A 23869-nucleotide genomic window follows, 5' to 3' on the forward strand; every position below is an offset into this window, starting at 1 on the left:
TCAGGATTCCCTCCCATGAAAAAAGTACTCCTGCTCAACGGTGGCAAAAAATTCGCCCATTCCGATGGCCGCTACAACGCCACCCTGCATGACGCCGCCGTGGCCGTGCTCGACCGTGGCGGCCTTGACGTCAAGGTCACCCACATCGACGACGGCTATGACGTTGCCGAAGAAGTCGCCAAGTTCCTCTGGGCCGATGTGATCATCTATCAGATGCCCGGTTGGTGGATGGGCGCGCCATGGATCGTCAAGAAATACATCGACGAAGTCTTTACCGAAGGCCACGGCAGCCTCTACGCCAGCGATGGTCGTACCCGCTCCGATGCCTCGCAAAAGTATGGCAGCGGCGGCCTGATCCAGGGCAAACGCTACATGCTGTCGCTGACCTGGAACGCGCCGCAGCAGGCCTTTGACGATCCGGCCGACTTCTTCGAAGCCAAGGGCGTGGATGCGGTGTACTTTCCGTTCCACAAGGCCAATGCGTTTCTCGGCATGAGCGCCTTGCCGACGTTCCTCTGCGTGGATGTGATGAAACGCCCGGCCATCGAGGCCGACGTGGCGCGCTACGAACAGCATCTGGCGCAGGTGTTGGGCCTGTCGGTGTAAGCTTGCGTCGACCGATCACGAGGACAGCCCCTTGAAAGCCCGATCCGATGAGCTACAGATCTTCGTCAGCGTGATCGAGTGTGGCTCGATTTCCGCGGCGGCCGAGCAGGCCGGGCAGACGCCCTCGGCGGTCAGCCGCACGCTCTCGCGGCTGGAGGCCAAGCTCGACACCACGCTGATCAACCGCACCACGCGGCGCATGGACCTGACGGAAGAGGGCCGGTACTTCTTCGAACAGGCCAAGCGGATCCTGGCGCAGATGGATGAGTTGGAGGAGCACCTGTCGTCGCGCCAGAAAACCCCGGCCGGGCGGCTGCGGGTCAATGCAGCGGTGCCGTTCATGCTGCATGGGATCGTGCCGTACATTGCCGAGTTTCGAGCCTTGTACCCGCAGATCCAGCTGGAGCTCAACAGCGATGACCTGATCATCGACCTGCTGCAACACAGCACCGACATTGCCATACGCATCGGTGCCCTGGCCGACTCGACCCTGCACGCGCGCGCCCTTGGCTGCACGCCGCTGCAGGTGCTGGCCAGCCCGGAATACCTCACGCGACACGGCACGCCGGCCAGTGTCGCCGACCTGGCGCGGCACACCTTGCTGGGCTTCAGCCAGACCGAGACCCTCAACCACTGGCCCCTGCGCCATGTGGAGGGCGACCGATGGCTGATCCAGCCGGCCATCGTCGCGTCCAGCGGTGAAACCGTGCGGCATCTGGCGTTGCAGGGGCAGGGCATTGGCTGCCTGTCGAACTTCATGACTGGCGAAGACATCAGCGCCGGGCGCCTGGTGCCGGTGCTGGAGGCGTTCAACAGTGGGTATCGCCAGCCGATCCACGCGGTGTTCTACCGCAACTCGCAACTGGCGCTGCGCATTCAGTGCTTCCTGGATTTTATCCAGGCCAAGCTGGCGCGCTATGCCTGCTGACCGGCGGTGAACACCGCCCAATGTGGGAGCGGGATTGCCCGCGAAAGGCGCGCTTTGGGGCACCTGTCGTCACACTTCACTGGCCCCTCCGAGCACATTTCCGTACCATCCGCCGCCTGATCCCCCGCAACTCCCTGGTACCTCCATGACCTTCACCCGTTTGCGCGCCGACGCCCTGGCCGGCCTCACTACGTCTTTCGCATTGCTGCCCGAGTGCATCGCCTTTGCGCTGGTGGCCCATCTCAACCCGCTGATGGGCCTGTATGGCGCCTTCATCATCTGCACCCTCACCGCGTTGTTCGGCGGTCGGCCCGGCATGGTGTCCGGTGCGGCAGGCTCGATGGCGGTGGTGATCGTCGCGCTGGTGGTGCAACACGGCGTGCAGTACCTGCTGGCCACGGTGCTGCTCGGCGGGTTGATCATGGTCGCCTTTGGCGTGTTGCGCCTGGGCAAGCTGGTGCGCATGGTGCCGCATTCGGTGATGCTGGGGTTCGTCAATGGTCTGGCGATCATCATTGCGCTGGCGCAACTGGAGCATTTCAAGCGGGGTGAACACTGGCTCAGCGGCACGCCGCTGTACGTGATGATCGGCCTGGTGGCGGCGACGATGGCGATTGTCTACCTGCTGCCACGCTTGACGCGCGCGGTACCGCCGGCGCTGGTGGCGATCCTCGGCGTGGGCCTGGCGGTGTACCTGCTCGGCCTGCCCACCCGTACCCTGGGCGACATGGCCCACATCGCCGGCGGCCTGCCGACCTTTGCGCTGCCGCAGATCCCCTGGACCCTGGAAACCCTCACCATCATCGCGCCCTATGCGTTCCTGATGGCGATGGTTGGCCTGCTGGAAACCCTGCTCACCCTGAACCTCACCGACGAAATCACCGAGACCCGTGGCTACCCGGACCGCGAAAGCGTGGCCTTGGGGGCTGCGAACATGGTCTCGGGCCTGTTCGGCGGCATGGGCGGCTGCGCGATGATCGGGCAAACCGTGATCAACCTCAGTTCCGGCGGGCGCGGGCGGTTCTCCGGGGTGTTTGCCGGGGTGATGATTCTGTTGTTCATTCTGTTTCTGTCACCCTTGATCGAGCGCATCCCGCTGGCGGCGCTGGTGGGGGTGATGTTCGTGGTGTCCCAGCAGACCTTCGCCTGGGCATCCTTGCGGGTGATCAACAAGGTGCCGGTCAATGATGTGCTGGTGATCATTGCGGTGACGGTGATCACGGTGTTCACCGACCTCGCCACGGCCGTGCTGTGCGGCATCGTGATCGCGGCGCTGAATTTCGCCTGGCAGCAGGCCCGTGAGTTGTATGCCGATGAGCACCTGGAGGCGGATGGCAGCAAGCTGTATCGGCTGCACGGCACCTTGTTCTTTGCCTCAACCACACCATTTCTGAACCGTTTCGACCCGGCCAACGACCCGGCTCAGGTGACGCTCGATTGCCGTCACCTGAGCTTTGTCGACTATTCAGCGATAGCCGCGCTGATGACCCTGCGCGAGCGCTACACCAAGGCCGGCAAGCATGTGCGGGTGCTGCACCTGTCGGAACGCTGCAAGAAGCTGCTCAAGCGAGCGAAGGTGCATCACGATTGAGCGTGTTTATGGCCCAACCCGTTATGGCCCAACCAGGTCTTCGAGTTCCTGGGCGCGGGTCTGGGTCATGTCCAGCACGCAGCCGGAGCCGTTGACCTGATCGATGGTGCCGCCGGTGGCGCTGCCGACGAAGGCGCAATTGGCGTCGCGGTACTGTATCCACAGGCGCTGCACGTCCTGCAGTTGCTTCTTGCGTTCACCTTCCTGAGCGCCCATTGCGGTCTTGTAGGCCCTGTTCAGGCGCGCATCCTGCACCTTGGTTTCCTTGACATTGCACGTGACCATCGCGAGGGTCGTTTCGGCGCTGTCCATGCATTTTTTCAACGCAGGATTGTCGGCGGCTGAAGCGGTGCCGCAAAGCGCCACAAGCAGGGCGCTGACGGCAAAGGATGTACGAATCATGATCGGGTTCCTGGGCTTGAGTGGAGTCGCAGTCTATGACTCGCAGACAGCGCTTGAGTTTCGGGCACGTCCGAGCGAGCTGTAAGCCCACCTCATGGCGAATTTTCTTGGTGGGTTTTCGCCTCTATAGTGGGCGCTCTTTTACACGGAGCAGTCGCCATGCACTTAGGAAAAGTCATCCCCATCCTGCGCAGTTTCGACGAGGCCAAGGCGTTGGAGTTCTATGTCGACTTCCTGGGGTTCAAGGTCGATTGGCAGCATCGGTTCGAAGCGAATTATCCGCTGTACCTGCAGGTATCGCTGGGGGAGTGTGTGCTGCATTTGTCCGAGCACCATGGCGATGCGTCGCCGGGGGCGGCGGTGCGGATTCAGGCGCAAGGGGTGGACGCTTACCAGCAGCAGTTGCAGGCCAAAGACTACCGTTTTGCCAAGCCCGGAATTGAGCAAACGCCTTGGGGCTCGCGGGAGATGAGCATCAAGGACCCGTTTGGGAATCGGCTGGTATTTGTCGAGGAAGGCGAGGGCTGAGTGGTCAATAGCAGGCAATAAAAAACCGCCTTGGTCGGGCGGTTTTTTGTAGAGAGCCGCCTCGGTTAACCCTGAGGCGGCTTTTTGCATTGTTAAACGCGGAAGTGACTGACCATCTGCTGCAACTGGCTGCCCAATCGCGCCAGTTCCACGCTCGACTTGGCTGTCTCGTTGCTTGCCGTGGCGGTCTGTTCCGACACGTCGCGCACATTCACGATACTGCGGCTGATCTCTTCGGCCACCGCACTTTGCTGTTCGGCCGCCGCGGCAATCTGCTGGTTCATCGACTGAATGTTCGACACCGTGCGGGTGATGTTTTCCAGCGACACACCGGCCTTGCGCGTCAGCTCGACGCTGCTGTCGGTGAGGCTGCGGCTGTTGTTCATCACGTTGGCCACTTGCTGGGTACCGTTCTGCAAACCGGCAACCAGGCCTTCGATTTCCTCGGTGGATTTTTGCGTGCGTTGGGCCAGGCCACGCACTTCGTCGGCCACTACCGCAAACCCGCGACCGGCTTCACCGGCACGCGCTGCTTCAATCGCCGCGTTGAGTGCCAGCAGGTTGGTCTGTTCGGCCACGGCCTTGATCACGTCCATCACGCTGCCGATCTTGTTGCTCTCTTGTTGCAGGTGCGACATGGCGTCGGTGGAGCGTGCCACTTCGGCGGCGAGGCGTTCGATCTGGGCGATGGCTTCGGCCACCACCTTGTCGCCGGCGCGGGCCTGGCCATCGGCATCGGCGGCGGCCAGTGACGCCTGCTCGGCGTTACGCGCCACTTCCTGCACAGTGGCAGTCATTTCATGCATGGCGGTGGCGACCTGATCGGTCTCGATCTTCTGGCTGTTGACCCCGGCGCTGGTCTGTTCGGTCACGGCCGACAGTTCTTCGGCAGCGCTGGCGATCTGGGTCACACCGTCGCGAATGCCGCTGATCAGCTCACGCAGGGTGGTGCCCATGCGCTGGATGCCCTGTTGCAGCACCCCCAGTTCATCCCGGCGGGTGACCTGGATGTTGTGGCTCAAGTCGCCGGAGGCAATGCGCTCGACCACGGCAAGGGTTTCCTGCAGCGGGCGGGTGATCTGGCGAGTGATGACCAGCGCCGCAATGATGCCAACCAGCAGGGCCAGCAGCGTGCTGATCAACTGCAGGCTCCGGGCCTGGGCGCTTTCGGCGTCACGACGTTGCAGTTGAATCTCGTAGAGTTTCTCGCTGATCGTGACGATATCGGCGCCCTGGGTGGTCATCTCGGCGCGGGCGCTGACGATGTTGGCATTCGCTGCCTTGTAGCTTTGCACGGCGCTGCGATAGGCACCCAGCGCGGTTTCCAGGGAACTCAGCGCGGTTTGCTGGCTGCTGCCAAAGGCGGCGCTGAGGTTCTTCAGGCTGCTGATGGCCTTTTCGATCTGCGCGGCAGCACGGGCCTCGGTCTCTGCGTTGACGTTGTTGGTGTAACCACGCACTTCGTAACGCGCCTGCTGGAGTTCGGTCTTGGCGTTGACCACGGCCTGGTATTGGGTGAAGCGCTCGGGGCTGTCGGGCATCTGCTGCACGCCGGCTTCAAGGGCGTTGATCTGCGCGTTGGCGATGTCGGCCTTGTCCCCCATCATTTCGCGTGCGGCGTTGCCGTTGCGGTAGGCCTCGCGCATCTTGTTCAGCGACTGCTGGTAGGCGGTGATCACGGTTTTCTGCGCATTGAGCAGCTTGAGGTTTTCCGGGCTCTTGAAGCTGTCGAGCAGCTTTTGCTGCTGGGCGGTGAAGGCTTCCAGGCTGGTCTGCACATTTTGTGCGACGGCCTCGTCACCATTGGCCAGCATATATTGCAGGCGCACGATGCGAAGTTTGGTCAGGGAGGCATTGAGCTGGGTGATATCGCTCATCCAGTTGCTGCGGTCGATCAGGCCGCCCAGGCTGGTCCAGCCGGTGAATGCCAGGATCGACGTGAGGACAAGCACCAGGCCGAAGCCCAGGCCGAGTTTGAGGTTTACGCTGATGTTACCGAACCAGCTGTTCATCGATTGCTCCGCAAGAAAAAATGTCTGTCTGCTGGACGATGTTGTTTTTTGAGCCAGCCAAGGTGTAGCTCTCTATCGGCGACGAGAAAAAAATCTGTAGGGTTTTTATCTGCGATGCGAAGAAATAGCACTAAAAGGGTGCGACGATGCTCCGCCAGGGCGCATCCCCAGTTGCCCGTATTATGCTAGTCTGCGGGCCCTTTTAATTTGGACGGCGCGGCAAATCGCGTGGTCCTGCAGCGGAGCCTCTTCATGTCCGACGTTAATCTGTCCACCGACGAAACCCGCGTCAGCTACGGTATCGGCCGTCAGTTGGGCGACCAACTGCGCGACAACCCGCCACCGGGCGTCAGCCTGGACGCCATCCTGGCCGGCTTGACCGACGCGTTCGCAGGCAAGCCAAGCCGCGTCGACCAGGAGCAAATGGCCGCCAGCTTCAAGGTGATCCGCGAAATCATGCAAGCCGAAGCGGCTGCCAAGGCTGAAGCGGCCGCTGGCGCTGGTCTGGCATTCCTGGCTGAAAACGCCAAGCGTGACGGCATCACGACTCTGGCGTCCGGCCTGCAATTCGAAGTGCTGACCCAGGGTGAAGGCGCCAAACCGACCCGTGAAGACCAGGTGCGTACCCACTACCACGGCACTCTGATCGACGGCACTGTGTTCGACAGCTCCTACGAGCGCGGCCAGCCTGCGGAATTCCCGGTAGGCGGCGTGATCGCCGGTTGGACCGAAGCCCTGCAACTGATGAATGCCGGCAGCAAATGGCGCCTGTACGTGCCGAGCGAGCTGGCTTACGGCGCTCAAGGCGTTGGCAGCATTGCGCCGCACAGCGTACTGGTATTCGACGTCGAGCTGCTCGACGTTCTGTAAGACCTGCTTTGGCTTCAAGTGGGAGCTGGCCTGCCTGCGATGGCATCACCTCGGTGCTTCAGACCGAGTTACCGCATCGCAGGCAAGCCCGGCTCCCACATAAAGCGCAGCATCCCGTGTCTGGCTCACGGATGAAACCTGCCATGCAGCTCCGTCGCCGGGCGCAATGCTCGCGCATAGCAGAACAGAAACAGGTTGCGCACCACTTCCTTCAACACACCCGGTTCACTCGAACTCAGGCCGTTTACGTCCAGGTCGCCCTGGTCCTGCAGCTCATTGAGCGCTTCTTCTTCCAGCACCGCGCAGACTTCGCCGGTTTCCCGATGGAGGATTCGCAGGTAGGGATGTGGACGGTCCAGCCAGGCATCGATCAAATAAGTCATGGTTCATTCTCCTTGATGGGTTTCAATGAGAATAATTCTTATTCGCTGAATAGCAAGGGCCTATTGGCAATTTGTGTGTTTTTCTGTGGGGGTATTGAGCTGAGTCAGCAAACAGGGCGAAACGCCATCCCGCAGTGGCTGCGGGATGGCGGCAGCAAGTTCAGACCTTGCGCACGAACTCGGACTTGAGTTTCATCGGGCCGATACCGTCGATCTTGCAATCGATATCGTGATCGCCGTCACACAGGCGGATGTTCTTGACCTTGGTGCCGACCTTGACCACCAGCGAGGTGCCCTTGACCTTGAGGTCCTTGATCACAGTGATGGTGTCGCCGTCCTGCAGGACATTGCCCACAGCATCTTTCTTCACGGTGTCATCGCTGGCCGCATCGGCTTCGCCCGTGGCGGACCACTCATGGGCACACTCAGGGCAGATCAGTTGGGTGCCGTCTTCGTAGGTGAATTCGGAATTGCATTTCGGGCAGGGTGGCAACGTGCTCACTAAAGCTCCTCAAGGGTCAGGGATGGCTAAAAGTCGCACATTATATAGGGTTTATTGGCGAGTGCGGGACAGTGAGTTGGTAATGGGATCTAAATGTGGGAGCGGGCTCCCACACAAACCCACTACGCCAATCGTCTTTAGTGCGTACGGGCTACCGCAAACTCGCTCAGCTCGACCAGGGCATCCCGGTATTCGCTGGCTGGCAGAGCTTCCAGGCACTGGATGGCACGGGCCACGTAGTCGCGCGCCAGCTGTGCGGTGTACTCCAGGGAGCCCGAGGCTTCTACCGCAGCACGGATAGCTTCGAGGTCTTCGATCCCGCCTTTCTGAATCGCCTTGCGCACCAGTGCCGCCTGTTCCGGCGTACCTTCACGCATGGTGTAGATCAGCGGCAGCGTCGGCTTGCCCTCGGCCAGGTCGTCACCGACGTTCTTGCCCAGGGTTTCAGCGTCGCCGCGGTAGTCGAGCAGGTCGTCCACCAGTTGGAACGCCACGCCCAGATGGTCTCCAAAGGTACGCAGAGCCTCGGCCTGTTCGGCTGTTGCACCGCACAACGCCGCGGCGCTGTGGGTCGAGGCTTCGAAGAGCATCGCGGTCTTGCCGCGAATCACTTCCATATAGGTTTCTTCGGTGGTGCTGGCGTCGCGCACTTTGGACAACTGCAATACTTCGCCTTCAGCGATGATGCGCGTGGCCTGTGAAAGAATCTTCATCACCGGCATCGAGCCCAGCTCGACCATCATTTCGAACGAGCGCGAGTACAGGAAATCGCCCACCAGCACGCTCGGCGCGTTGCCCCACATCGCGTTCGCGGTCTCGCGCCCACGGCGCATGCCGGACATGTCGACCACGTCGTCATGCAGCAGGGTGGCGGTGTGCAGGAATTCAATAGTGGCGGCCAGCAAGCGCAGGTCATCGCCTTCGCGGCCCAGCGCCTTGCCGCACAGCAACACTAATAAAGGACGCAGGCGTTTGCCTCCGGCCGACGTAATATAGTCGCCAATTTTGGAGACCAGCGGCACTTTCGAGGTGAGCTGCTGCTTGATGATGCCGTCGACGGCGCTAAAATCGTCCGCCACCGCGCGGTAGAAAGCTTGGGGTTGCATCAGCGACAGTCGCTCCAGAAGGGTTGCGCGGCATGCTAGGACCCTGACCCCCGGGTGTCAAGGCGCGATAGACGGCCCCTTGCAAGCCTCCTATAGCTTGCGTACAATCGCGCACCCTGAACTTCCTGGGCAGCACCTGCCTTACGCAATTGCATTCGGGACGTCCATCCCATGCAGCCATGCCAGCCAATACCTCTTCTTATAAAGCGCTGGGTGAGCAGGATTATCGGAGAAATACCATGTCGTACGCAGTAATTGTTACTGGTGGCAAGCAATACAAAGTCGCCCCAGGTGAATACCTGAAGATCGAAAAACTGGAAATCGCCACTGGCGAATCCGTGACGTTTGATCGCGTTCTGTTGGTCGCCAATGGCGATGACGTGAACATCGGCGCTCCAGTTGTTGCTGGCGCTACCGTTGTGGCTGAAGTGATCTCCCAAGGTCGTCACGATAAAGTCCGCATCATCAAGTTCCGTCGTCGTAAGCACCACATGAAGCGTATGGGCCACCGCCAGTGGTACACCGAGATCAAAATCACCGGTATTCAGGCTTAATTTCAGCCTAATTCCTCACTAGGAGAATTGACTCATGGCACACAAAAAAGCTGGTGGTAGTACCCGTAACGGTCGCGACTCAGAAGCCAAACGCCTTGGCGTGAAGATGTATGGCGGCCAGAAAATCATTCCGGGCAACATCATCGTGCGTCAGCGCGGCACCCAATTCCACGCCGGTTACGGTGTTGGCATGGGCAAGGATCACACCCTCTTCGCGAAAATCGAAGGCGTGATCAAGTTTGAAGTAAAAGGCGCGTTCAACCGCCGTTACGTGAGCGTTGTCGCCGCTTAATTGCGCGATCGCTGGAAAAGCCCTGTCTCGCGACGGGGCTTTTTCGTTTATGGGGTGAGTCTCTTGCAAAGCTGTTTGTGATGGGCTCCGGGGCTGGATTTGCGGTCGCTGATTGAGGTCGCTACGCTCATTTTTGCAAGAGTCTTATGTCTTGGTTTCTTAAGCTCGTCCGTGCGGCGAGAGGCGTTTTGTTATGAAGTTCGTTGATGAAGTTTCCATCCGAGTAAAAGCAGGCGACGGCGGTAACGGTTGCATGAGTTTCCGTCGCGAAAAATTCATTGAAAACGGTGGCCCAAACGGCGGTGATGGCGGTGACGGCGGTTCCATCTACATGATGGCCGACGAAAACCTCAACACCCTGGTCGACTACCGTTACACCCGGCACTTCGATGCCGAGCGTGGCTCCAACGGCGGCAGCACCGACTGCACCGGTAAAAAAGGCGAAGACCTGGTACTGCGCGTTCCGGTCGGCACCACCATTATCGACTCGGCCACCCAGGAAGTGATTGGCGACCTGACCAAAGCCGGCCAGAAGCTGATGGTCGTGCAGGGCGGCTGGCACGGTCTTGGTAATACCCGATTCAAGTCCAGCACCAACCGTGCGCCGCGCCAGACCACGCCGGGCAAGCCGGGCGAGCAGCGCGACCTCAAGCTGGAAATGAAAGTACTGGCGGACGTGGGCCTGCTGGGCCTGCCGAATGCGGGCAAAAGTACCTTCATCCGCTCGGTCTCGGCCGCCAAGCCGAAAGTCGCCGACTACCCGTTCACCACCCTGGTGCCAAACCTGGGCGTGGTCAGCGTCGACCGCTGGAAGAGCTTTGTGATCGCCGACATCCCCGGCCTGATCGAAGGCGCTTCCGATGGCGCAGGCCTGGGCATTCGCTTCCTCAAGCATTTGTCGCGCACCCGGTTGCTGCTGCACCTCGTCGACATGGCGCCGCTGGATGAAACCAGTGCTGCGGATGCTGCCGAAGTGATCGTCAGCGAACTGACCAAGTTCAGCCCGGCGCTGGCCGAGCGTGATCGCTGGCTGGTGCTGAACAAGTGCGACCAGATCCTTGAAGAAGAGCACGAGGAGCGCGTCAAGGAAATCGTCGACCGCCTGGAATGGGAAGGTCCGGTCTACGTGATCTCGGCCATTGCCAAAGAAGGCACCGAGCGCCTGACCCGCGACATCATGCGCTACCTGGAAGACCGTGCCGACCGCCTGGCGGCCGATCCGGTGTTCAAGGCAGAGCTCGCCGAGCTCGATCAGCAGATCGAAGACGAAGCCCGCGCCCAGTTGCAGGCCCTGGACGACCAGCGTGCCCTGCGCCGCAGCGGCGTGAAGTCGGTCCATGACATCGGCGACGACGATTGGGACGAAGAAGACGTGGATGATGAGGACGGTCCGGAAATCATTTACGTGCGCGACTGATTCGTTGCGATAAACTTGAACGCCGCTCCTTATAGAGCGGCGTTTTAGTATCCGGGTATAACGTTATGGGCGGCGCTGGGTCGCGTGCAGCCCTCACTCTAAGGTTGAAGATGATGCGGAGCAAAGTGACAGGCGCGCAGCGCTGGGTCGTGAAGATCGGCAGTGCGCTGCTGACGGCGGATGGCAAGGGTCTGGATCGCGCAGCAATGAGCGTCTGGGTCGAGCAGATGGTGGCCTTGCATGAAGCGGGCGTGGAGTTGGTGCTGGTGTCCTCAGGCGCCGTTGCCGCCGGCATGAGCCGCCTTGGCTGGACCGCGCGACCCAGCGCGATGCACGAACTGCAAGCCGCCGCTGCCATCGGCCAGATGGGCCTGGTGCAGGCCTGGGAGTCGAGCTTTGCCGAGCACGGCCGTCATACGGCGCAGATCCTGCTGACCCACGACGACCTGTCCGACCGCAAGCGCTACCTCAACGCCCGCAGCACCTTGCGCGCGCTGGTGGAGCTCAAGGTAATCCCGGTGATCAACGAGAACGACACGGTAGTCACCGACGAAATCCGTTTCGGCGACAACGACACGTTGGCCGCGCTGGTCGCCAACCTGGTCGAAGCTGACCTGCTGGTGATCCTGACCGACCGCGACGGCATGTTCGACGCCGACCCGCGCAACAACCCTGACGCGCAGCTTATTTATGAAGCGCGCGCGGACGACCCCGCGCTGGACGCGGTTGCCGGCAGCGTCGGCGGCGCACTGGGCCGTGGCGGCATGCAGACCAAGCTGCGCGCCGCACGCCTGGCGGCGCGTTCCGGTGCCCACACCATCATCGTTGGCGGGCGCCTCGAACGCGTGCTGGATCGCCTCAAGGCGGGCGAGCGCATCGGCACGCTGCTGTCGCCGGAGCGCGGCATGCTGGCAGCGCGCAAGCAGTGGCTGGCGGGGCATTTGCAAACCCGTGGCACCCTGGTGCTGGACGCCGGTGCGGTCTCGGCGTTGTCCCAGGGCAACAAGAGCCTGCTGCCGGTGGGCGTCAAACGGGTGCAGGGCAGCTTCCGCCGTGGCGAGATGGTGGTGTGTGTCGCGCCTGACGGTCGCGAAATCGCTCGCGGGCTGGCCAACTACAGTGCCCTGGAAGCGCAGAAGATTATTGGACAATCGTCCGACGCCATTGTCGGATTATTGGGTTACATGGCCGAACCGGAACTGGTTCACCGCGACAACCTGATCCTGGTTTAACCAAAGGAATACACGATGCGTTTAATGAAGTGCGTACTCGGCTTGTTGTTGCTCACACCGCTGGTGGCCTCAGCCGAAGAAATCGCCCAGGTGTCGACGGTGTTCAAGTTTGTCGGCCCCAACGACCGTATCGTTGTCGAAGCCTTTGACGACCCCAAGGTCGACGGCGTGACCTGCTACCTGTCCCGCGCCAAGACCGGCGGCGTGAAGGGCGGCCTGGGCCTGGCCGAAGACCGCGCCGAAGCCTCGATCGCCTGCCGTCAAGTCGGCCCGATCCACTTCAAGGGCGATCTCAAGGATGGCGACGAGGTGTTCAAGGAACGCACCTCGCTGGTGTTCAAGACCATGCAGGTGGTGCGCTTCCTCGACAAGAAGCGCAATACCCTGGTGTACCTGGTCTACAGCGACCGCCTGATCGAGGGCAGCCCGCAGAATGCGGTCACTGCGATTCCGATTCTGCCGTGGCCGACCGCTCAGTAACCGGCGGGCGAGTTTTGTCAGCGGTGTCTATGATTGCAGGCTCGCGGTCTGTAATCTCGAACCTGTGCAACGCAAAGAACATGGATATCTGGAGTTCGTCATGAGTGCTTTCCACGACCTGAAACTCAAAGCTTTGGACGGTCAAGAACTGCCGCTGGCACCCTTCAAGGGGCAGGTGGTGCTGGTGGTCAATGTGGCCTCCAAATGTGGTTTGACCCCGCAGTACGCGGCGCTGGAAAACCTTTATCAGCAGTACAAGGACCTGGGGTTCACCGTGCTGGGCCTGCCGTGCAACCAGTTTGCGGGGCAGGAGCCGGGCACCGACGAAGAAATCATCCAGTTCTGCAGCCTGAACTACGGCGTTACGTTTCCCCTGGGCAGCAAACTCGACGTGAACGGCCCCGAGCGTCACCAGTTGTATCGCTTGCTGGCGGGCGAGGGCGCCGAGTTTCCTGGGGATATCACCTGGAATTTCGAGAAATTCCTGTTGGGCAAAGATGGGCGCGTGCTGGCGCGTTTCTCGCCGCGTACCCCGCCGGAAGACCCGGCAATCGTCCAGGCCATCGAAAAAGCCCTGAGCTGAGTCACAGACTCCGCTCACTTCTGGCCCTCAATCACTCAGATCAATAGTGCTGTGCGGCGCACGCTCCGGACCATATTATCCACGTCATAAACCCTGCTTTCGTGGAGTGTCCCGTGCCTGTCCAAGCCCTGTTCAAACCCTTCCAACTCGGTACTCTGCAACTGTCGACCCGCGTGGTCATGGCGCCCATGACCCGTTCCTTTTCGCCGGGCGGCGTGCCCAACGCCAAGGTTATCGAGTACTACCGTCGCCGCGCTGCTGCCGGCGTGGGCCTGATCATCACCGAAGGCACCGTGGTCGGTCACGTGGCCTCCAATGGCTACCCCAACGTCCCGCATTTTTACGGCGAAGCCGCCCTGGCCGGCTGGAAGCAGGTGGTCGACGCGGTACATGCCGAAGGCGGCAAGATCGTCCCGCAGCTGTGGCACGTGGGCAGTGTGCGCCGTCTCGGCACCGAGCCTGACGCCAGCGTGCCGGCTTACGGCCCGATGGAAAAACTCAAGGATGGCACGGTGGTCGTCCACGGCATGACCGTTCAGGACATCAAGGACGTGATCGACGCCTTCGCTCAGGCCGCCAGGGATGCTCAGCGCATCGGCATGGATGGCGTGGAGATCCACGGCGCTCATGGTTATCTGGTCGACCAGTTCTTCTGGGAAGGCAGCAACCAGCGTACCGACGACTACGGCGGCAGCCTGGCCAACCGTTCGCGGTTTGCCATCGAGTTGATCCAGGCCACCCGCGCCGCCGTGGGCCCGGATTTCCCGATCATCTTCCGGTTCTCCCAGTGGAAGCAGCAGGACTACACCGCGCGGCTGGTGCAAACCCCCGAGGCGCTGGGTGAATTCCTCAAGCCGTTGTCCGACGCCGGCGTGGATATTTTCCACTGCTCCACCCGTCGCTTCTGGGAGCCGGAGTTCGAAGGCTCCGACCTCAACCTGGCTGGCTGGACCCGTCAGCTTACCGGCAAGCCGACCATCACCGTGGGCAGCGTCGGCCTGGATGGCGAGTTCCTGCAGTTCATGGTCAACACTGACAAGGTCGCACAGCCGGCCAGCCTGGAAAAATTGCTCGAGCGCCTGAACAACGACGAGTTCGACCTGGTGGCCGTGGGCCGTGCCCTGCTGGTGGACCCGGAGTGGGCGGTGAAGGTGCGTGAAGGGCGTGAGGGCGATATTTTGCCGTTCAGTCGTGAGGCGTTGACGACCCTGGTGTAAAGGGCGTGAGGACCGGCAACGGGTGCGGGTCCTTGCACACGCCGCGCAGTTGACGCTCGAACTGCTCGATAATCGCCGTCCACCCCTGGCGGCTCGCATGCTGGCGCGCGTTCAGGCGTGCCCTGCGCAAGGTCTCGCGTTCCTCCAGCAGCCAGATGGCTGCATCGCAAAACGCGCCCTCATCGCCAGGCATGGCCAGCACGCCGTTGTAGCCATGGCGAATATGCTGGGTGGCCGCCGCCTGGTCATACGCGACCACACCAAGCCCCGAGGCCATGGCTTCCAGCACCACATTGCCGAAGGTCTCGGTCAGGCTGGGAAACAGGAACAGATCGCCTGAGGCGTAATGGCGCGCCAGTTCTTCGCCTCGCCGGGTGCCGCAGAACACGGCGTCGGGCAGATCGCGCTCCAGTACCGCGCGTTGTGGACCGTCACCCACGATGATCAGCTTGATGCGCCGGGTCGGGTAGCTGTCCTGCAGCCCCTCAAAGCAGCGCTTGAGCAGCCCGAGATTTTTCTCCGGAGCCAGGCGTCCCACGTGCAGCACGGCGATGTCGTCGCTCTCCAGGCCCCAGCTCTCACGCAGCGTGCAGTCCCGTTTGGCGGGATGGAACAGTTGGCTGTCGACCCCACGCGACAACATCCCCAGACGTTCGAAATGCCGGCGCTCCAGCTCCAGGCGCTGGCTGGCGCTGGGCACCAGGGTCAGGCTCGAGCGGTTATGAAACCAGCGCAGGTAATGCGTAACCATACGGCTCAGCAGGCTCAGCCCGTAGCGGTTGGTGTATTGCTGAAAATTGGTGTGAAAGCCACTCACCACGCTGATGCCCAACCTGCGCGCCGCGCGCAAGGCCGAGAGCCCCAGTGGGCCCTCAGTGGCGATGTACAGCACGTCCGGGCGTTGGCGCGTCCAGCGTCGCAACAGCTTGTGCATCGACGACTGGCCCCATTGCAGGCCGGGGTAGCCTGGCAGCGGCCAGCCACGGCACAGCAGCAGTTCGTCGTCGCTGGGTCGGCACTGGTCGACGCCCTGGCGCGGGCGAACCAGTTCGACCACGTGGCCACGGGCGCGCAAACCGTCGCACAGACGGCCAAGGGTATTGGCCACCCCGTTGATTTCCGGCGGGAAGGTTTCGGTGATCAGAGTGATGTGGAGCGAGGCTGTCGTCATGACCCACAGTGTCGCTGTGGGCCATGTCGTCAATGTGTCGCGCGGATGATGGATTTATGACCGAGTGATCTGCTGCGCCGCCATCGCCTCGGCCCCTTGCTCGCGCACCCAGAACAGCGTCGCGCCGGCCACCGCCGCCGGCATCATCAGCAGGTTCACCACCGGCACCAGCAGCACCAGGTAGACGACCCCGCCAAAACTCATGCTCTGCCAGCGCTTCTGACGCAGCCAGGCGAGCATTTCGTTCCAGCCCAGCTTGTGGTTGTCGGCCGGGTAGTCGATGTACTGGATCGCCATCATCCACACGCCGAACAGCAGCCACAGCGGCGCTGCGATCAGGTTGACCACCGGAATGAATGACAGGATAAAGAGCCCGATGGCGCGGGGCAGGAAATAGCCCAGCTTGCGCATTTCCCGAGCCAGGGTGCGCGGGACCATAGCGATCAACTCGCCCCAGCTGAATGCCGGGAAGTCATCGGTGCCGCGTACCACCACTTCGACCTTTTCCGACAGAAACCCGTTGAACGGCGCTGCGATGATATTGGCGAGCATGGTGAAGGTGAAAAACACCATCAGCACCACCAGCACCACGAACAGCGGCCACAACAGGTAATTCAGAAAGCTCAGCCAGCCGGGCAGCGTTGGCATCAGGTGATCGACCCACAGGCTGAACTGATGGCCGGCGAAATAGATCAAGCCGACGAACAGCACCAGGTTGATCGCCAGCGGCAGCAGCACGAACAGGCGCAGGCCTGGGCTCAATACCAGTTTGAGGCCTTCGCGCAGGTATTGCGGGCCGGAAAGAACAGGAGCGGGCATGGTGAACTCCGAGCAGGATGACGAACGCGCCGACCTTACCGACTTTGCACTCAAGTCGAAAGCGGCAACATCAGCAGTTACAAAGCCGTCGATGAGTCAAGTCGACTGCATAGAGACCACCTATGAGCTGGATTGTTAATGCGTATTTCCTTAATCTTGCCCCCCTCTATACGCTGCACCCATCATTTTCAGGATCTGCGAGTTCAAGCCTTCCCCAAGTGCTTCGCAGTCCTTTTTTATTCCAGCCGTCCTGTTCTGCGGGCGGTCGACAGGAGTGAGTCATGTCTGATACCCGTCATTCGCGAGTGATTATTCTCGGTTCCGGCCCTGCCGGTTACAGCGCAGCCGTCTACGCTGCCCGGGCCAACCTCAAGCCGCTGCTGATCACCGGCATGCAGGCGGGCGGTCAACTCACCACCACCACCGAAGTCGACAACTGGCCGGGTGACGTGCACGGCCTGACCGGCCCGGCGCTGATGGAACGCATGAAGGAACACGCCGAGCGCTTTGAAACCGAGATCGTGTTCGACCACATCAACAAAGTCGACTTCTCCAAGAAGCCTTACAGCCTGACCGGCGACAGCGGCGTGTACACCTGTGACGCACTGATCATCGCCACCGGCGCCAGCGCCCGTTACCTGGGCCTGCCGTCGGAAGAAGCGTTCATGGGCAAAGGCGTGTCCGCCTGCGCCACCTGCGACGGTTTCTTCTATCGCAACAAGCCGGTCGCCGTGGTCGGTGGTGGCAACACCGCCGTGGAAGAAGCGCTGTACCTGGCCAACATCGCCAGCACCGTGACCCTGGTGCACCGTCGCGAGACCTTCCGCGCCGAGAAGATCCTGATCGACAAGCTGCACGCGCGTGTCGCTGAAGGCAAGATCATCCTCAAGCTCAACGCCACCCTGGACGAAGTCCTGGGCGACAACATGGGCGTGACCGGTGCACGCCTGAAGAACAACGACGGCAGCTTCGACGAGTTGAAAGTCGACGGCGTGTTCATCGCCATCGGCCACACCCCGAACACCTCGCTGTTCGAAGGCGTGCTGGACGCCAAGGACGGTTACCTGGTGGTGCAGGGCGGCCGTGAAGGCAACGCGACAGCCACCAACATCGACGGCATTTTCGCCGCCGGTGACGTGGCCGACCACGTCTACCGCCAGGCCATTACCTCGGCCGGCGCCGGCTGCATGGCGGCCCTGGACGCCGAGCGCTACCTCGATGGGTTGAAGGACGCGTCGTTCTAAACCTGTTGAACTGAAAAAACCGGCTGAGAGGCCGGTTTTTTTATGCCCAATCTAAATCACACCGCAAGACAAATGTGGGAGGGGGCAAGCCCTAATGCCGTTCAGTTAAGCCAGCGTGATGCTCGAAGCAACGAGCGGTGCGACTTTTCGGTGTACCTATCGGTTTGTGCGGTAACGGCGGCTTAGGGTTCCGCCCTTACGGCGGCTCACTTTTGAAAAGCGCAAAAGTAAGCAAAACGCTCTTGCCCCAACACTCGGCACCTCGCCCAGGCTCGGTGTGCCCTCACTCAGGCTTTGGAGCGTGGGCCGCCGCGATGGGCCATCCTTGGCCCAGCGCGGCTAACCCGGCGTCCTGCCGGGTTACCCACGCTCCAAAATCTGCGTTCGGCCAGCGTGTTTGACGGGGCGCTTCCAGATCAAAAGCAAAAGCAAAAGCAAAAGCGTGGCGGCCTGAGAGCCGACCGAAATGTCTGCCGAACGCTGTACAAAATGTGGGAGGGGGCTTGCTCCCGATGGCGTCGGCCCAGCAAACATTGATGTTGAAGACCCACCGCTTTCGCGGGCAAGTCGAATCGTCGCACCGCCGTTCCCACAGGGGAGCGGCGCTTAACTGACTGGCATTAGGGCAAGCCCCCTCCCACATGTTGATCTATGTCTGGCTCAGGATTTGCGGGTCAGGGGCTGCGCGGTGAACTTCACCCCGGCCAGGCCATGCTCGATCAACGCCCGGATATTGCCATGGTCACTGCCCTCCGGCGTCGCCATCACCGACCGGTAATGCTCCCCAAACGCCAGCAATGCTTGCTGGTCGCTCAACCCTTCCAGCAACGCCAAACCCAAGGTCTTGCACGAACCTTCGTTCTGGCCGGCCGCATTTTCCACGTTGCCATTGGTGAAGGCTTGCGGCTGGTAGTCGTAACCGGCGGCGATAAACGCCAGGGTGTCGGCAAACAGGTGTTCGCCGCTGTTGAGGCTGGCGCGCAGGGTGTTCAGGTCAGTCATGGGTTTTTCCTTTGGCAAACGCGGCCTGCTGGTCGGCGCTGGCTTCTTGCTGGTACTGGGCTTTCCACTCGGCGTAGGGCATGCCGTACACCACTTCCCGGGCGTCATCCAGGCTCAGTTCGATCTGGCGCTCGTCGGCCTCGGCCTTGTACCACTTGGACAAGCAGTTACGGCAGAAGCCCGACAGGTTCATCAGGTCGATGTTCTGTACATCCTTGCGGCTGTCCAGGTGCGCCACCAGCCGGCGAAAGGCGGCGGCTTCGAGTTCGAGGCGTTGTTGGTCGTTCATAGGGCTCACTTCACTGTCAGCGGCTGGCCGCCAGGGTAATCGACACCGATTCGGCAAAGCGCAGCGCATGGGGCTTGTCCACTTCGACTTCGGCATACAGGACGGATTCATTGCCCATCACCAGGTCCAGCAGTTCCTGGGTGAGGCGTTCGAGCAAGGCAAAGCGGTTGCCTTCCACATGAGCAATGATCGCTTTGGTGATGGTGCGGTAGTTCAGGGCGTGGTCGATATCGTTGTCGCGCACGGCTGCCTGGGCGGCATACAGGATGGTCAGGTTGATCAGCACGTCCTGCTTGTTGAGGATTTCTTCCTCGTTGATGCCGATAAAGGTACGCAGGCACAGGTCCTTGACCCGGATGCGCGCCATGCCTGGTTGAAGTTGTGGCATTGCTACTTGCTCCGTCCAATCAGTTGCAGGAACTCCATGCGCGTGGTGCTCGACTCGCGAAACGCGCCGAGCATCACCGAAGTGTTCATGGTTGAATTCTGTTTTTCCACGCCGCGCATCATCATGCACATGTGCCGGGCCTCGATCACCACGGCCACGCCGGCGGCCTGGGTTACGCTCTGGATGGCGTCGGCGATTTGCCGCGTGAGGTTCTCCTGAATCTGCAGGCGCCGGGCGAACATGTCGACGATGCGCGCCAGCTTCGACAGGCCCAGCACCTTGCCGGTCGGAATATAGGCCACATGGGCCTTGCCGATAAAGGGCAGCAGGTGGTGCTCGCACAGCGAATACAGCTCGATGTCCTTGAGGATCACCATCTCATCGTTGTCGGACGCGAACAACGCACCGTTGACGATGGTTTCCAGGTTCTGCTCGTAGCCATGACACAGGTATTGCATGGCCTTGGCGGCGCGCTTGGGGGTGTCGAGCAGGCCTTCGCGTTCCGGGTCTTCACCCAGGCCCTTGAGGATCTCGCGATAGTGGTGGGGCAGGGATACAGTCATACAACATCCTCGAAAACGGCTTACTTGATATGCCGCCCACCGTTGACGGTCAGGGTGGTTCCAGTGACATAGGGGTTGTCCAGCAGGTAACGCACACTCTGGTAGATCACGTCGGGCCCGGGCTCGATGCCCAGGGCCGACTTGGCCAGGACTTTGTCGCGGTAAGCGGCATCGTCGCCCTCGTTGAACATCACCATCGCCGGCGCAATGCCGTTGACCTTGATCAGCGGCGCGAACTGCGCGGCAAACGACAGCGTGAGGCTGTCGAGCCCGGCCTTGGTGGCGCAATAGGCGATGTGCCGGTGGCTGCCCTTGCGTACCACGTCATCGCTGATATGCACGATATCGGCAGGTGTCGAGCGGTGCAGCAAGGTTGAACAATGCAGGTTGATCAGATACGGCGCAAGCATGTGCACACTGAACATGTCGGTAAACGCGCGGCTTTCGTCGCCCGGCGTTGGCGCGACCCAGGTCGAGGCGTTGTGGATGATTGCACGCAGGCAGTCGGTATGGGTTTTCAGCTCGGTGATAAACGCAAGAATCCCGGCCTCGCTGGAGAAGTCGGCAAACAGGCCTGTGGCACCGCGCTCGCGCAACGCGTGCACACCCGGGCGCTCGCTGCGGTAGCTGAAAATCACCGGCTGACCCGCGTCCAGCAGGCGCTCGGCACAATGCAGGCCGACGCGCTGGGCAGCGCCGGTGATCAGGATCGGGGCAAGGGGTGCGGTCATGGGAGGCTCAGGTCGCGGGCAGGTTGAAACTATACCAGCGACCGGCCTTCCCTGTACTCAGGCCGGAGCTTGCGTGGCCTTGGACGGCGGCGATGGGTGGAGCCAGTTGGCCAGCAGGTGGGTCGACAGAGGAATGAACCAGAACACCATCAACGGCGTAAGCGCCAGGGTGCTGATCAGAATGCGCGGGACCAGATCCAGCTCGCCCAGCAGCGGCCCCAGGCCAAAGTTGAACAGCAGCGACACCGGGAAAAACGCCAGCCAGATCGCCACCGCCTGTTTCCAGCGCGGCGGTCGCGCGCCCGCTGCGCCAAACCAGCCATCGATGCCGCGCACGCGGTGTTCGGACGGGTCGGCAAACAGCTCGCTGCCACGGCTCAGCCACGCACTGCGCGAGGCGGAAAACTCCCAGGCGTGCAGGGTGGTTTCATCGGCGAAGCGGAAGATGATCTGAAATTCATCGTCATGGGGCGGCGGGGCCAGTACGCCGGAGCCCAGGTAACCGGGGAAGTCCGTGGCCAGTTGCTCGCCTTCGCGCAGCCAGGCCATCAGTTCTTCATAGCGCCCTTTGGCCACACGGCGCGCAACCATCAAGGTGACGGGTGAGGTAGACATTGTGTATCTCCGAATGTACGGGTGCGCTGAACCGGGTAGGTGGCGCACAAACGAAGCTGCGGGGTGTTGCAGCTCTGTTGAAAAGGCAGGCAAGGATTATTCCTGTTTTGCGCGAATACACCAGCGACATTGGTCCGATAGGCACGGTCCTTGAAAAACCACGGTATAAAAGCGTTAAATGGGATCCAATTTCACGTACGTCGTGGCCGCCTGATGTCCGAAACCATTGCTCCTGTTCACGAAATCGCTCCGGTTGCCGACTCCGTTTCCGACCAGCTGTTTCCGATTCGTGAAGTCTCCAGGTTGACCGGCGTCAACCCCGTTACCCTGCGTGCCTGGGAGCGGCGCTATGCGCTGATCCAGCCCACACGCACCGAAAGTGGGCATCGTCTGTACTCCAGGGCGGATATCGACACGGTCAATCGCATCCTCGACTGGATCGAACGCGGCCTGGCCGTCAGCAAGGTCGCGAAGATCATCGCCCGTGATGACCAGCAGGCCGTGGTGGTGCGCGCTGAGCGAAACCCGGTCGAAGAGGGAGAATGGCCGAGTTGGCAGGCGCAGTTGATGCTTGCGATCAGCGCTTTTGACGATGCCCAGTTGGACACCCTCTACGGCCGGATTTTTGCGACTTACCCGGCCAGCGTAGCGTTCCAAGGCATCCTGATGCCGCTGTGGAGCGACCTGTTGCGCCATCAAGGCCGCTTCGGCCAGGCCAGTGAATGGTTGTTCTTCGATAACTTTCTGCGTGCCAGTACCTCAAAACGCTTGCGACTGGCCTGCGCTTCTCCGGCGCCGCGTGTGTTGCTGGCGGCCATTGCCGGAGAGTGTCGTGAGCTGGAATTGTTGGTGGCAGGGGTCTTGATGAGCAGCGATCAACTCTCGGTCAAGGTGCTGGGCGTGGGCCAGCCGTTCGATGAGTTGACGCTGGTGTGCGAAAAGACCCGACCGCGCGCACTGGTGTTGTTTTCCAATCACGCGCCTGGCAGCGAATTGCCGCTGCGCCTCAAACGCCTGGCGCTGACCCTGGACTGCCCGTTGCTGCTGGCCGGAGACGCGTCGGACCTGGCCCGCGAAGGCCTGGTGGATTCCACCATCGGCTGCCTGGGCAATGACGGTAAGTTGATGCAGGCTCGCTTGCAGCAGTTTATCGGCGCGAAGCTGGATGCCTGAATTCAGGCGTGCATATGCGGGTGCACCCGGCGGTGTTCGTGCAGGATGAACTGGCGCAGGCGCTCGGTTTCATCCGCATCACCCTGGCTGAGGCGGTAGGCGAACAGGCCCCGCGCCGTCTCCCGCTCGAACGCACCGCGCAGCGAAATTCGCTCGTAGCCCGATGGGCTGAACCACAGCGAAAAACTCTTGGGCGGCTTGACCCGGCCACGCATCTCCACCAGCACGCCCTTGAATGACACCTGATGCACCCACAGTGCGCCGGGGGTGCCGCGGATGTTTTCCAGCGCCACCGGTGTATCCAGCGCCAGGCGCCACGGGCGGATCATCGGCCCGTCTTCGAAGATGCTCGGCACCCCGACTCGCAAATGCACCGCATTGAACTCATCCTCCTCCAGATGCAGCGGGAACGTGAGTTGCTGGTTGTCGAATTGCGCCTGCAGCGTGACGTGATCGTGAGCCGCCAGCCGGGTGAGCAGGTCGCGCAATTGCGCACCGCCATTGACCGTCAGGCTCGACGATGCATCCCTTAGATTGAGCTGGGGGTTGTGCTGCATGTTCTGAATGAAATCCAACTCATCCTGAGTCAGAAGCGCTTCGCGTGACATTGATCGGGCTCAATGAGGAAGAGTAAGGGGCGATTATCCATTCTAATGCCCACGTTTTCTAAACTTTATTCGATCCGGCCGCCGCCTTCAGCGCTGCGAGCTCAGCCTTGACCCCGGCCAGTTCCGCTTCAAGCTGCGCGACGCGCTGCTGAGCCTTGACCTGCAGCGTGACGTCCTTTTGCACACCGATGAAATACGTCAGCTTGTCGGCCTCGTTATACAGGGTAGAAAGCGACAGCTCATTCCAGAACAGCGTGCCGTCCTTGCGGTAGTTGCGCAGGATTTCGCGGCAGGGGCTGCCTTCTTGCATGGCTTTGCGGACTGCTATCAGGCCCGGCTGGTCGCGGTCACCGGTCTGCAGGAAGCGGCAGTCCTGATAGAGGATTTCATCGAGGGTGTAGCCGGTCAGACGCTCGAACGCCGGGTTGACGTAGATCACCGGCGTCTCTCGGCCTTCCCGTTCGGCGACCACGATGCCGTCGTTGGAAGCGTTGATCACCATTTGCATCAGGTTGGGGTTAATCATTAAGCGGTCCAAAGCGTGTTTTCAAAGGGCAGTTTAT

Annotated in this window: 29 protein-coding genes and 1 pseudogene; 14 read left to right on the forward strand and 16 right to left on the reverse strand. The window is 61.3% G+C overall.

The genetic code is table 11. From position 1 onward, the window contains the following. Positions 1 to 15 precede the first annotated feature (15 nt). The 3 genes from LUB09_RS19155 (at position 16) to LUB09_RS19165 (ending at position 3125) form a co-directional block, all read left to right on the forward strand. Complete coding sequence (locus tag LUB09_RS19155; protein ID WP_209984773.1) at positions 16 to 606, forward strand: NAD(P)H-dependent oxidoreductase; 591 nt, start codon at positions 16 to 18, stop codon at positions 604 to 606. 31 nt (positions 607 to 637) lie between these two features. Beyond that, the gene (locus LUB09_RS19160; RefSeq protein WP_231423420.1) at positions 638 to 1534 is read left to right on the forward strand and encodes a LysR family transcriptional regulator; all 897 of its coding nucleotides are present in this window, start codon (positions 638 to 640) and stop codon (positions 1532 to 1534) included. A gap of 145 nt (positions 1535 to 1679) precedes the next feature. Then, on the forward strand, positions 1680 to 3125 hold the full coding sequence (locus LUB09_RS19165; RefSeq protein WP_209984767.1) for a SulP family inorganic anion transporter: 1446 nt from the start codon (positions 1680 to 1682) through the stop codon (positions 3123 to 3125). A 21-nt stretch (positions 3126 to 3146) separates the two neighbouring features. Here LUB09_RS19165 and LUB09_RS19170 read toward each other — a convergent pair whose 3' ends face one another. Beyond that, positions 3147 to 3527: a lysozyme inhibitor LprI family protein gene (locus LUB09_RS19170; protein WP_231423422.1), complete on the reverse strand. Its 381-nt coding sequence runs from the start codon at positions 3525 to 3527 to the stop codon at positions 3147 to 3149. Positions 3528 to 3686: 159 nt separating this feature from the next. On the opposite strand from LUB09_RS19170, the gene LUB09_RS19175 reads away from it, so the two are divergent. After that, complete coding sequence (locus LUB09_RS19175; protein WP_209984761.1) at positions 3687 to 4055, forward strand: glyoxalase superfamily protein; 369 nt, start codon at positions 3687 to 3689, stop codon at positions 4053 to 4055. A gap of 92 nt (positions 4056 to 4147) precedes the next feature. Here the strand turns inward: LUB09_RS19175 and LUB09_RS24150 are convergent, their stop codons facing one another. Next, entirely contained in the window at positions 4148 to 5011 is an 864-nt protein-coding gene (locus LUB09_RS24150) for a methyl-accepting chemotaxis protein (RefSeq protein WP_416350665.1), read from the reverse strand. A gap of 39 nt (positions 5012 to 5050) precedes the next feature. Then, a pseudogene (locus LUB09_RS24155) lies at positions 5051 to 6067 on the reverse strand (methyl-accepting chemotaxis protein); the annotation flags it as partial. Positions 6068 to 6319: 252 nt separating this feature from the next. On the opposite strand from LUB09_RS24155, the gene LUB09_RS19185 reads away from it, so the two are divergent. Continuing rightward, positions 6320 to 6937 carry an FKBP-type peptidyl-prolyl cis-trans isomerase gene (locus LUB09_RS19185; protein WP_231423424.1) on the forward strand — a complete coding sequence of 206 codons (618 nt, stop codon included), beginning with the start codon at positions 6320 to 6322 and terminating at the stop codon, positions 6935 to 6937. A gap of 125 nt (positions 6938 to 7062) precedes the next feature. Here the strand turns inward: LUB09_RS19185 and LUB09_RS19190 are convergent, their stop codons facing one another. The 3 genes from LUB09_RS19190 to LUB09_RS19200 form a co-directional block, all read right to left on the reverse strand. Further along, positions 7063 to 7320 (reverse strand): PA4570 family protein, encoded by a 258-nt coding sequence (locus LUB09_RS19190; RefSeq protein ID WP_209984752.1) that lies wholly within the window; start codon positions 7318 to 7320, stop codon positions 7063 to 7065. A 160-nt stretch (positions 7321 to 7480) separates the two neighbouring features. Beyond that, a complete protein-coding gene (locus tag LUB09_RS19195) occupies positions 7481 to 7822 on the reverse strand; it encodes a zinc ribbon domain-containing protein YjdM (protein WP_209984749.1) in 342 nt (113 codons plus the stop codon). Positions 7823 to 7959: 137 nt separating this feature from the next. Next, the gene (locus tag LUB09_RS19200) at positions 7960 to 8928 is read right to left on the reverse strand and encodes a polyprenyl synthetase family protein (RefSeq protein ID WP_015372944.1); all 969 of its coding nucleotides are present in this window, start codon (positions 8926 to 8928) and stop codon (positions 7960 to 7962) included. A gap of 239 nt (positions 8929 to 9167) precedes the next feature. Between LUB09_RS19200 and rplU the strand changes: the two genes are divergently transcribed. From rplU to LUB09_RS19235, 7 genes are all read left to right on the forward strand, one after another. Further along, positions 9168 to 9482 carry a 50S ribosomal protein L21 gene (rplU, locus tag LUB09_RS19205; protein ID WP_003176051.1) on the forward strand — a complete coding sequence of 105 codons (315 nt, stop codon included), beginning with the start codon at positions 9168 to 9170 and terminating at the stop codon, positions 9480 to 9482. Between the two features lie 34 nt (positions 9483 to 9516). Continuing rightward, positions 9517 to 9774, forward strand: coding sequence for a 50S ribosomal protein L27 (gene rpmA / locus LUB09_RS19210; protein WP_003176049.1), 258 nt, complete (start codon positions 9517 to 9519; stop codon positions 9772 to 9774). Positions 9775 to 9967: 193 nt separating this feature from the next. Beyond that, positions 9968 to 11191, forward strand: coding sequence for an Obg family GTPase CgtA (cgtA, locus tag LUB09_RS19215; RefSeq protein ID WP_003230855.1), 1224 nt, complete (start codon positions 9968 to 9970; stop codon positions 11189 to 11191). Between the two features lie 113 nt (positions 11192 to 11304). Then, positions 11305 to 12423, forward strand: coding sequence for a glutamate 5-kinase (proB, locus tag LUB09_RS19220; RefSeq protein ID WP_209990505.1), 1119 nt, complete (start codon positions 11305 to 11307; stop codon positions 12421 to 12423). A 15-nt stretch (positions 12424 to 12438) separates the two neighbouring features. Then, positions 12439 to 12903 (forward strand): CreA family protein, encoded by a 465-nt coding sequence (locus LUB09_RS19225; RefSeq protein ID WP_032869812.1) that lies wholly within the window; start codon positions 12439 to 12441, stop codon positions 12901 to 12903. Positions 12904 to 13003: 100 nt separating this feature from the next. Further along, on the forward strand, positions 13004 to 13486 hold the full coding sequence (locus LUB09_RS19230) for a glutathione peroxidase (RefSeq protein WP_231423426.1): 483 nt from the start codon (positions 13004 to 13006) through the stop codon (positions 13484 to 13486). Between the two features lie 113 nt (positions 13487 to 13599). Further along, complete coding sequence (locus LUB09_RS19235) at positions 13600 to 14703, forward strand: NADH:flavin oxidoreductase (protein WP_231423428.1); 1104 nt, start codon at positions 13600 to 13602, stop codon at positions 14701 to 14703. On the opposite strand, the gene LUB09_RS19240 is transcribed toward LUB09_RS19235, so the two are convergent. Both LUB09_RS19240 and cysZ read right to left on the reverse strand, forming a co-directional pair. Then, the gene (locus LUB09_RS19240; protein WP_231423429.1) at positions 14672 to 15874 is read right to left on the reverse strand and encodes a glycosyltransferase family 4 protein; all 1203 of its coding nucleotides are present in this window, start codon (positions 15872 to 15874) and stop codon (positions 14672 to 14674) included. The two genes, LUB09_RS19235 and LUB09_RS19240, sit on opposite strands and share 32 nt — an antisense overlap. A 54-nt stretch (positions 15875 to 15928) precedes the next feature. Then, positions 15929 to 16693 carry a sulfate transporter CysZ gene (cysZ, locus tag LUB09_RS19245; protein WP_209984738.1) on the reverse strand — a complete coding sequence of 255 codons (765 nt, stop codon included), beginning with the start codon at positions 16691 to 16693 and terminating at the stop codon, positions 15929 to 15931. A 281-nt stretch (positions 16694 to 16974) separates the two neighbouring features. Between cysZ and trxB the strand changes: the two genes are divergently transcribed. Continuing rightward, positions 16975 to 17937, forward strand: coding sequence for a thioredoxin-disulfide reductase (trxB, locus tag LUB09_RS19250; protein ID WP_209984735.1), 963 nt, complete (start codon positions 16975 to 16977; stop codon positions 17935 to 17937). Between the two features lie 660 nt (positions 17938 to 18597). On the opposite strand, the gene LUB09_RS19255 is transcribed toward trxB, so the two are convergent. The 6 genes from LUB09_RS19255 to LUB09_RS19280 are packed head-to-tail and all read right to left on the reverse strand — an operon-like array spanning position 18598 to position 21525. After that, positions 18598 to 18939 carry a HopJ type III effector protein gene (locus tag LUB09_RS19255; RefSeq protein ID WP_209984732.1) on the reverse strand — a complete coding sequence of 114 codons (342 nt, stop codon included), beginning with the start codon at positions 18937 to 18939 and terminating at the stop codon, positions 18598 to 18600. Then, complete coding sequence (locus LUB09_RS19260) at positions 18932 to 19228, reverse strand: DUF1244 domain-containing protein (RefSeq protein ID WP_057007330.1); 297 nt, start codon at positions 19226 to 19228, stop codon at positions 18932 to 18934. The genes LUB09_RS19255 and LUB09_RS19260 overlap by 8 nt, the downstream gene beginning before the upstream one ends. 16 nt (positions 19229 to 19244) lie before the next feature. Then, positions 19245 to 19616, reverse strand: coding sequence for a dihydroneopterin triphosphate 2'-epimerase (gene folX / locus LUB09_RS19265; RefSeq protein ID WP_057007329.1), 372 nt, complete (start codon positions 19614 to 19616; stop codon positions 19245 to 19247). A 2-nt stretch (positions 19617 to 19618) separates the two neighbouring features. After that, a complete protein-coding gene (gene folE / locus LUB09_RS19270; RefSeq protein WP_209984729.1) occupies positions 19619 to 20179 on the reverse strand; it encodes a GTP cyclohydrolase I FolE in 561 nt (186 codons plus the stop codon). 20 nt (positions 20180 to 20199) lie between these two features. Then, complete coding sequence (folM, locus tag LUB09_RS19275; protein WP_231423430.1) at positions 20200 to 20910, reverse strand: dihydromonapterin reductase; 711 nt, start codon at positions 20908 to 20910, stop codon at positions 20200 to 20202. Positions 20911 to 20967: 57 nt separating this feature from the next. Then, positions 20968 to 21525: an antibiotic biosynthesis monooxygenase gene (locus tag LUB09_RS19280; protein WP_209984723.1), complete on the reverse strand. Its 558-nt coding sequence runs from the start codon at positions 21523 to 21525 to the stop codon at positions 20968 to 20970. A gap of 213 nt (positions 21526 to 21738) precedes the next feature. Between LUB09_RS19280 and LUB09_RS19285 the strand changes: the two genes are divergently transcribed. Beyond that, the gene (locus LUB09_RS19285) at positions 21739 to 22698 is read left to right on the forward strand and encodes a MerR family transcriptional regulator (RefSeq protein ID WP_209984720.1); all 960 of its coding nucleotides are present in this window, start codon (positions 21739 to 21741) and stop codon (positions 22696 to 22698) included. A gap of 2 nt (positions 22699 to 22700) precedes the next feature. Here the strand turns inward: LUB09_RS19285 and LUB09_RS19290 are convergent, their stop codons facing one another. After that, positions 22701 to 23306 carry a hypothetical protein gene (locus tag LUB09_RS19290; RefSeq protein WP_209984714.1) on the reverse strand — a complete coding sequence of 202 codons (606 nt, stop codon included), beginning with the start codon at positions 23304 to 23306 and terminating at the stop codon, positions 22701 to 22703. A gap of 58 nt (positions 23307 to 23364) precedes the next feature. Further along, complete coding sequence (locus tag LUB09_RS19295) at positions 23365 to 23832, reverse strand: PAS domain-containing protein (RefSeq protein WP_231423431.1); 468 nt, start codon at positions 23830 to 23832, stop codon at positions 23365 to 23367. Positions 23833 to 23869: the final 37 nt, after the last annotated feature.

The organism is Pseudomonas sp. Leaf59 (genome assembly GCF_920984685.1).
In the GTDB taxonomy this organism is placed as follows: Bacteria; Pseudomonadota; Gammaproteobacteria; order Pseudomonadales; family Pseudomonadaceae; genus Aquipseudomonas.

Excerpts from the sequence above, each read along its gene's own strand:
- LUB09_RS19155 (WP_209984773.1), top strand. The coding sequence starts at position 16 with ATGAAAAAAGTACTCCTGCTCAACGGTGGCAAAAAATTCGCCCATTCC.
- LUB09_RS19165 (WP_209984767.1), top strand. The coding sequence starts at position 1,680 with ATGACCTTCACCCGTTTGCGCGCCGACGCCCTGGCCGGCCTCACTACG.
- LUB09_RS19170 (WP_231423422.1), bottom strand. The coding sequence starts at position 3,527 with ATGATTCGTACATCCTTTGCCGTCAGCGCCCTGCTTGTGGCGCTTTGC.
- LUB09_RS19175 (WP_209984761.1), top strand. The coding sequence starts at position 3,687 with ATGCACTTAGGAAAAGTCATCCCCATCCTGCGCAGTTTCGACGAGGCC.
- LUB09_RS24150 (WP_416350665.1), bottom strand. The coding sequence starts at position 5,011 with ATGGGCACCACCCTGCGTGAGCTGATCAGCGGCATTCGCGACGGTGTG.
- LUB09_RS19185 (WP_231423424.1), top strand. The coding sequence starts at position 6,320 with ATGTCCGACGTTAATCTGTCCACCGACGAAACCCGCGTCAGCTACGGT.
- LUB09_RS19190 (WP_209984752.1), bottom strand. The coding sequence starts at position 7,320 with ATGACTTATTTGATCGATGCCTGGCTGGACCGTCCACATCCCTACCTG.
- LUB09_RS19200 (WP_015372944.1), bottom strand. The coding sequence starts at position 8,928 with ATGCAACCCCAAGCTTTCTACCGCGCGGTGGCGGACGATTTTAGCGCC.
- rplU (WP_003176051.1), top strand. The coding sequence starts at position 9,168 with ATGTCGTACGCAGTAATTGTTACTGGTGGCAAGCAATACAAAGTCGCC.
- rpmA (WP_003176049.1), top strand. The coding sequence starts at position 9,517 with ATGGCACACAAAAAAGCTGGTGGTAGTACCCGTAACGGTCGCGACTCA.
- cgtA (WP_003230855.1), top strand. The coding sequence starts at position 9,968 with ATGAAGTTCGTTGATGAAGTTTCCATCCGAGTAAAAGCAGGCGACGGC.
- proB (WP_209990505.1), top strand. The coding sequence starts at position 11,305 with ATGCGGAGCAAAGTGACAGGCGCGCAGCGCTGGGTCGTGAAGATCGGC.
- LUB09_RS19225 (WP_032869812.1), top strand. The coding sequence starts at position 12,439 with ATGCGTTTAATGAAGTGCGTACTCGGCTTGTTGTTGCTCACACCGCTG.
- LUB09_RS19230 (WP_231423426.1), top strand. The coding sequence starts at position 13,004 with ATGAGTGCTTTCCACGACCTGAAACTCAAAGCTTTGGACGGTCAAGAA.
- LUB09_RS19240 (WP_231423429.1), bottom strand. The coding sequence starts at position 15,874 with ATGACGACAGCCTCGCTCCACATCACTCTGATCACCGAAACCTTCCCG.
- cysZ (WP_209984738.1), bottom strand. The coding sequence starts at position 16,693 with ATGCCCGCTCCTGTTCTTTCCGGCCCGCAATACCTGCGCGAAGGCCTC.
- trxB (WP_209984735.1), top strand. The coding sequence starts at position 16,975 with ATGTCTGATACCCGTCATTCGCGAGTGATTATTCTCGGTTCCGGCCCT.
- LUB09_RS19255 (WP_209984732.1), bottom strand. The coding sequence starts at position 18,939 with ATGACTGACCTGAACACCCTGCGCGCCAGCCTCAACAGCGGCGAACAC.
- LUB09_RS19260 (WP_057007330.1), bottom strand. The coding sequence starts at position 19,228 with ATGAACGACCAACAACGCCTCGAACTCGAAGCCGCCGCCTTTCGCCGG.
- folX (WP_057007329.1), bottom strand. The coding sequence starts at position 19,616 with ATGCCACAACTTCAACCAGGCATGGCGCGCATCCGGGTCAAGGACCTG.
- folE (WP_209984729.1), bottom strand. The coding sequence starts at position 20,179 with ATGACTGTATCCCTGCCCCACCACTATCGCGAGATCCTCAAGGGCCTG.
- folM (WP_231423430.1), bottom strand. The coding sequence starts at position 20,910 with ATGACCGCACCCCTTGCCCCGATCCTGATCACCGGCGCTGCCCAGCGC.
- LUB09_RS19280 (WP_209984723.1), bottom strand. The coding sequence starts at position 21,525 with ATGTCTACCTCACCCGTCACCTTGATGGTTGCGCGCCGTGTGGCCAAA.
- LUB09_RS19285 (WP_209984720.1), top strand. The coding sequence starts at position 21,739 with ATGTCCGAAACCATTGCTCCTGTTCACGAAATCGCTCCGGTTGCCGAC.
- LUB09_RS19290 (WP_209984714.1), bottom strand. The coding sequence starts at position 23,306 with ATGTCACGCGAAGCGCTTCTGACTCAGGATGAGTTGGATTTCATTCAG.
- LUB09_RS19295 (WP_231423431.1), bottom strand. The coding sequence starts at position 23,832 with ATGATTAACCCCAACCTGATGCAAATGGTGATCAACGCTTCCAACGAC.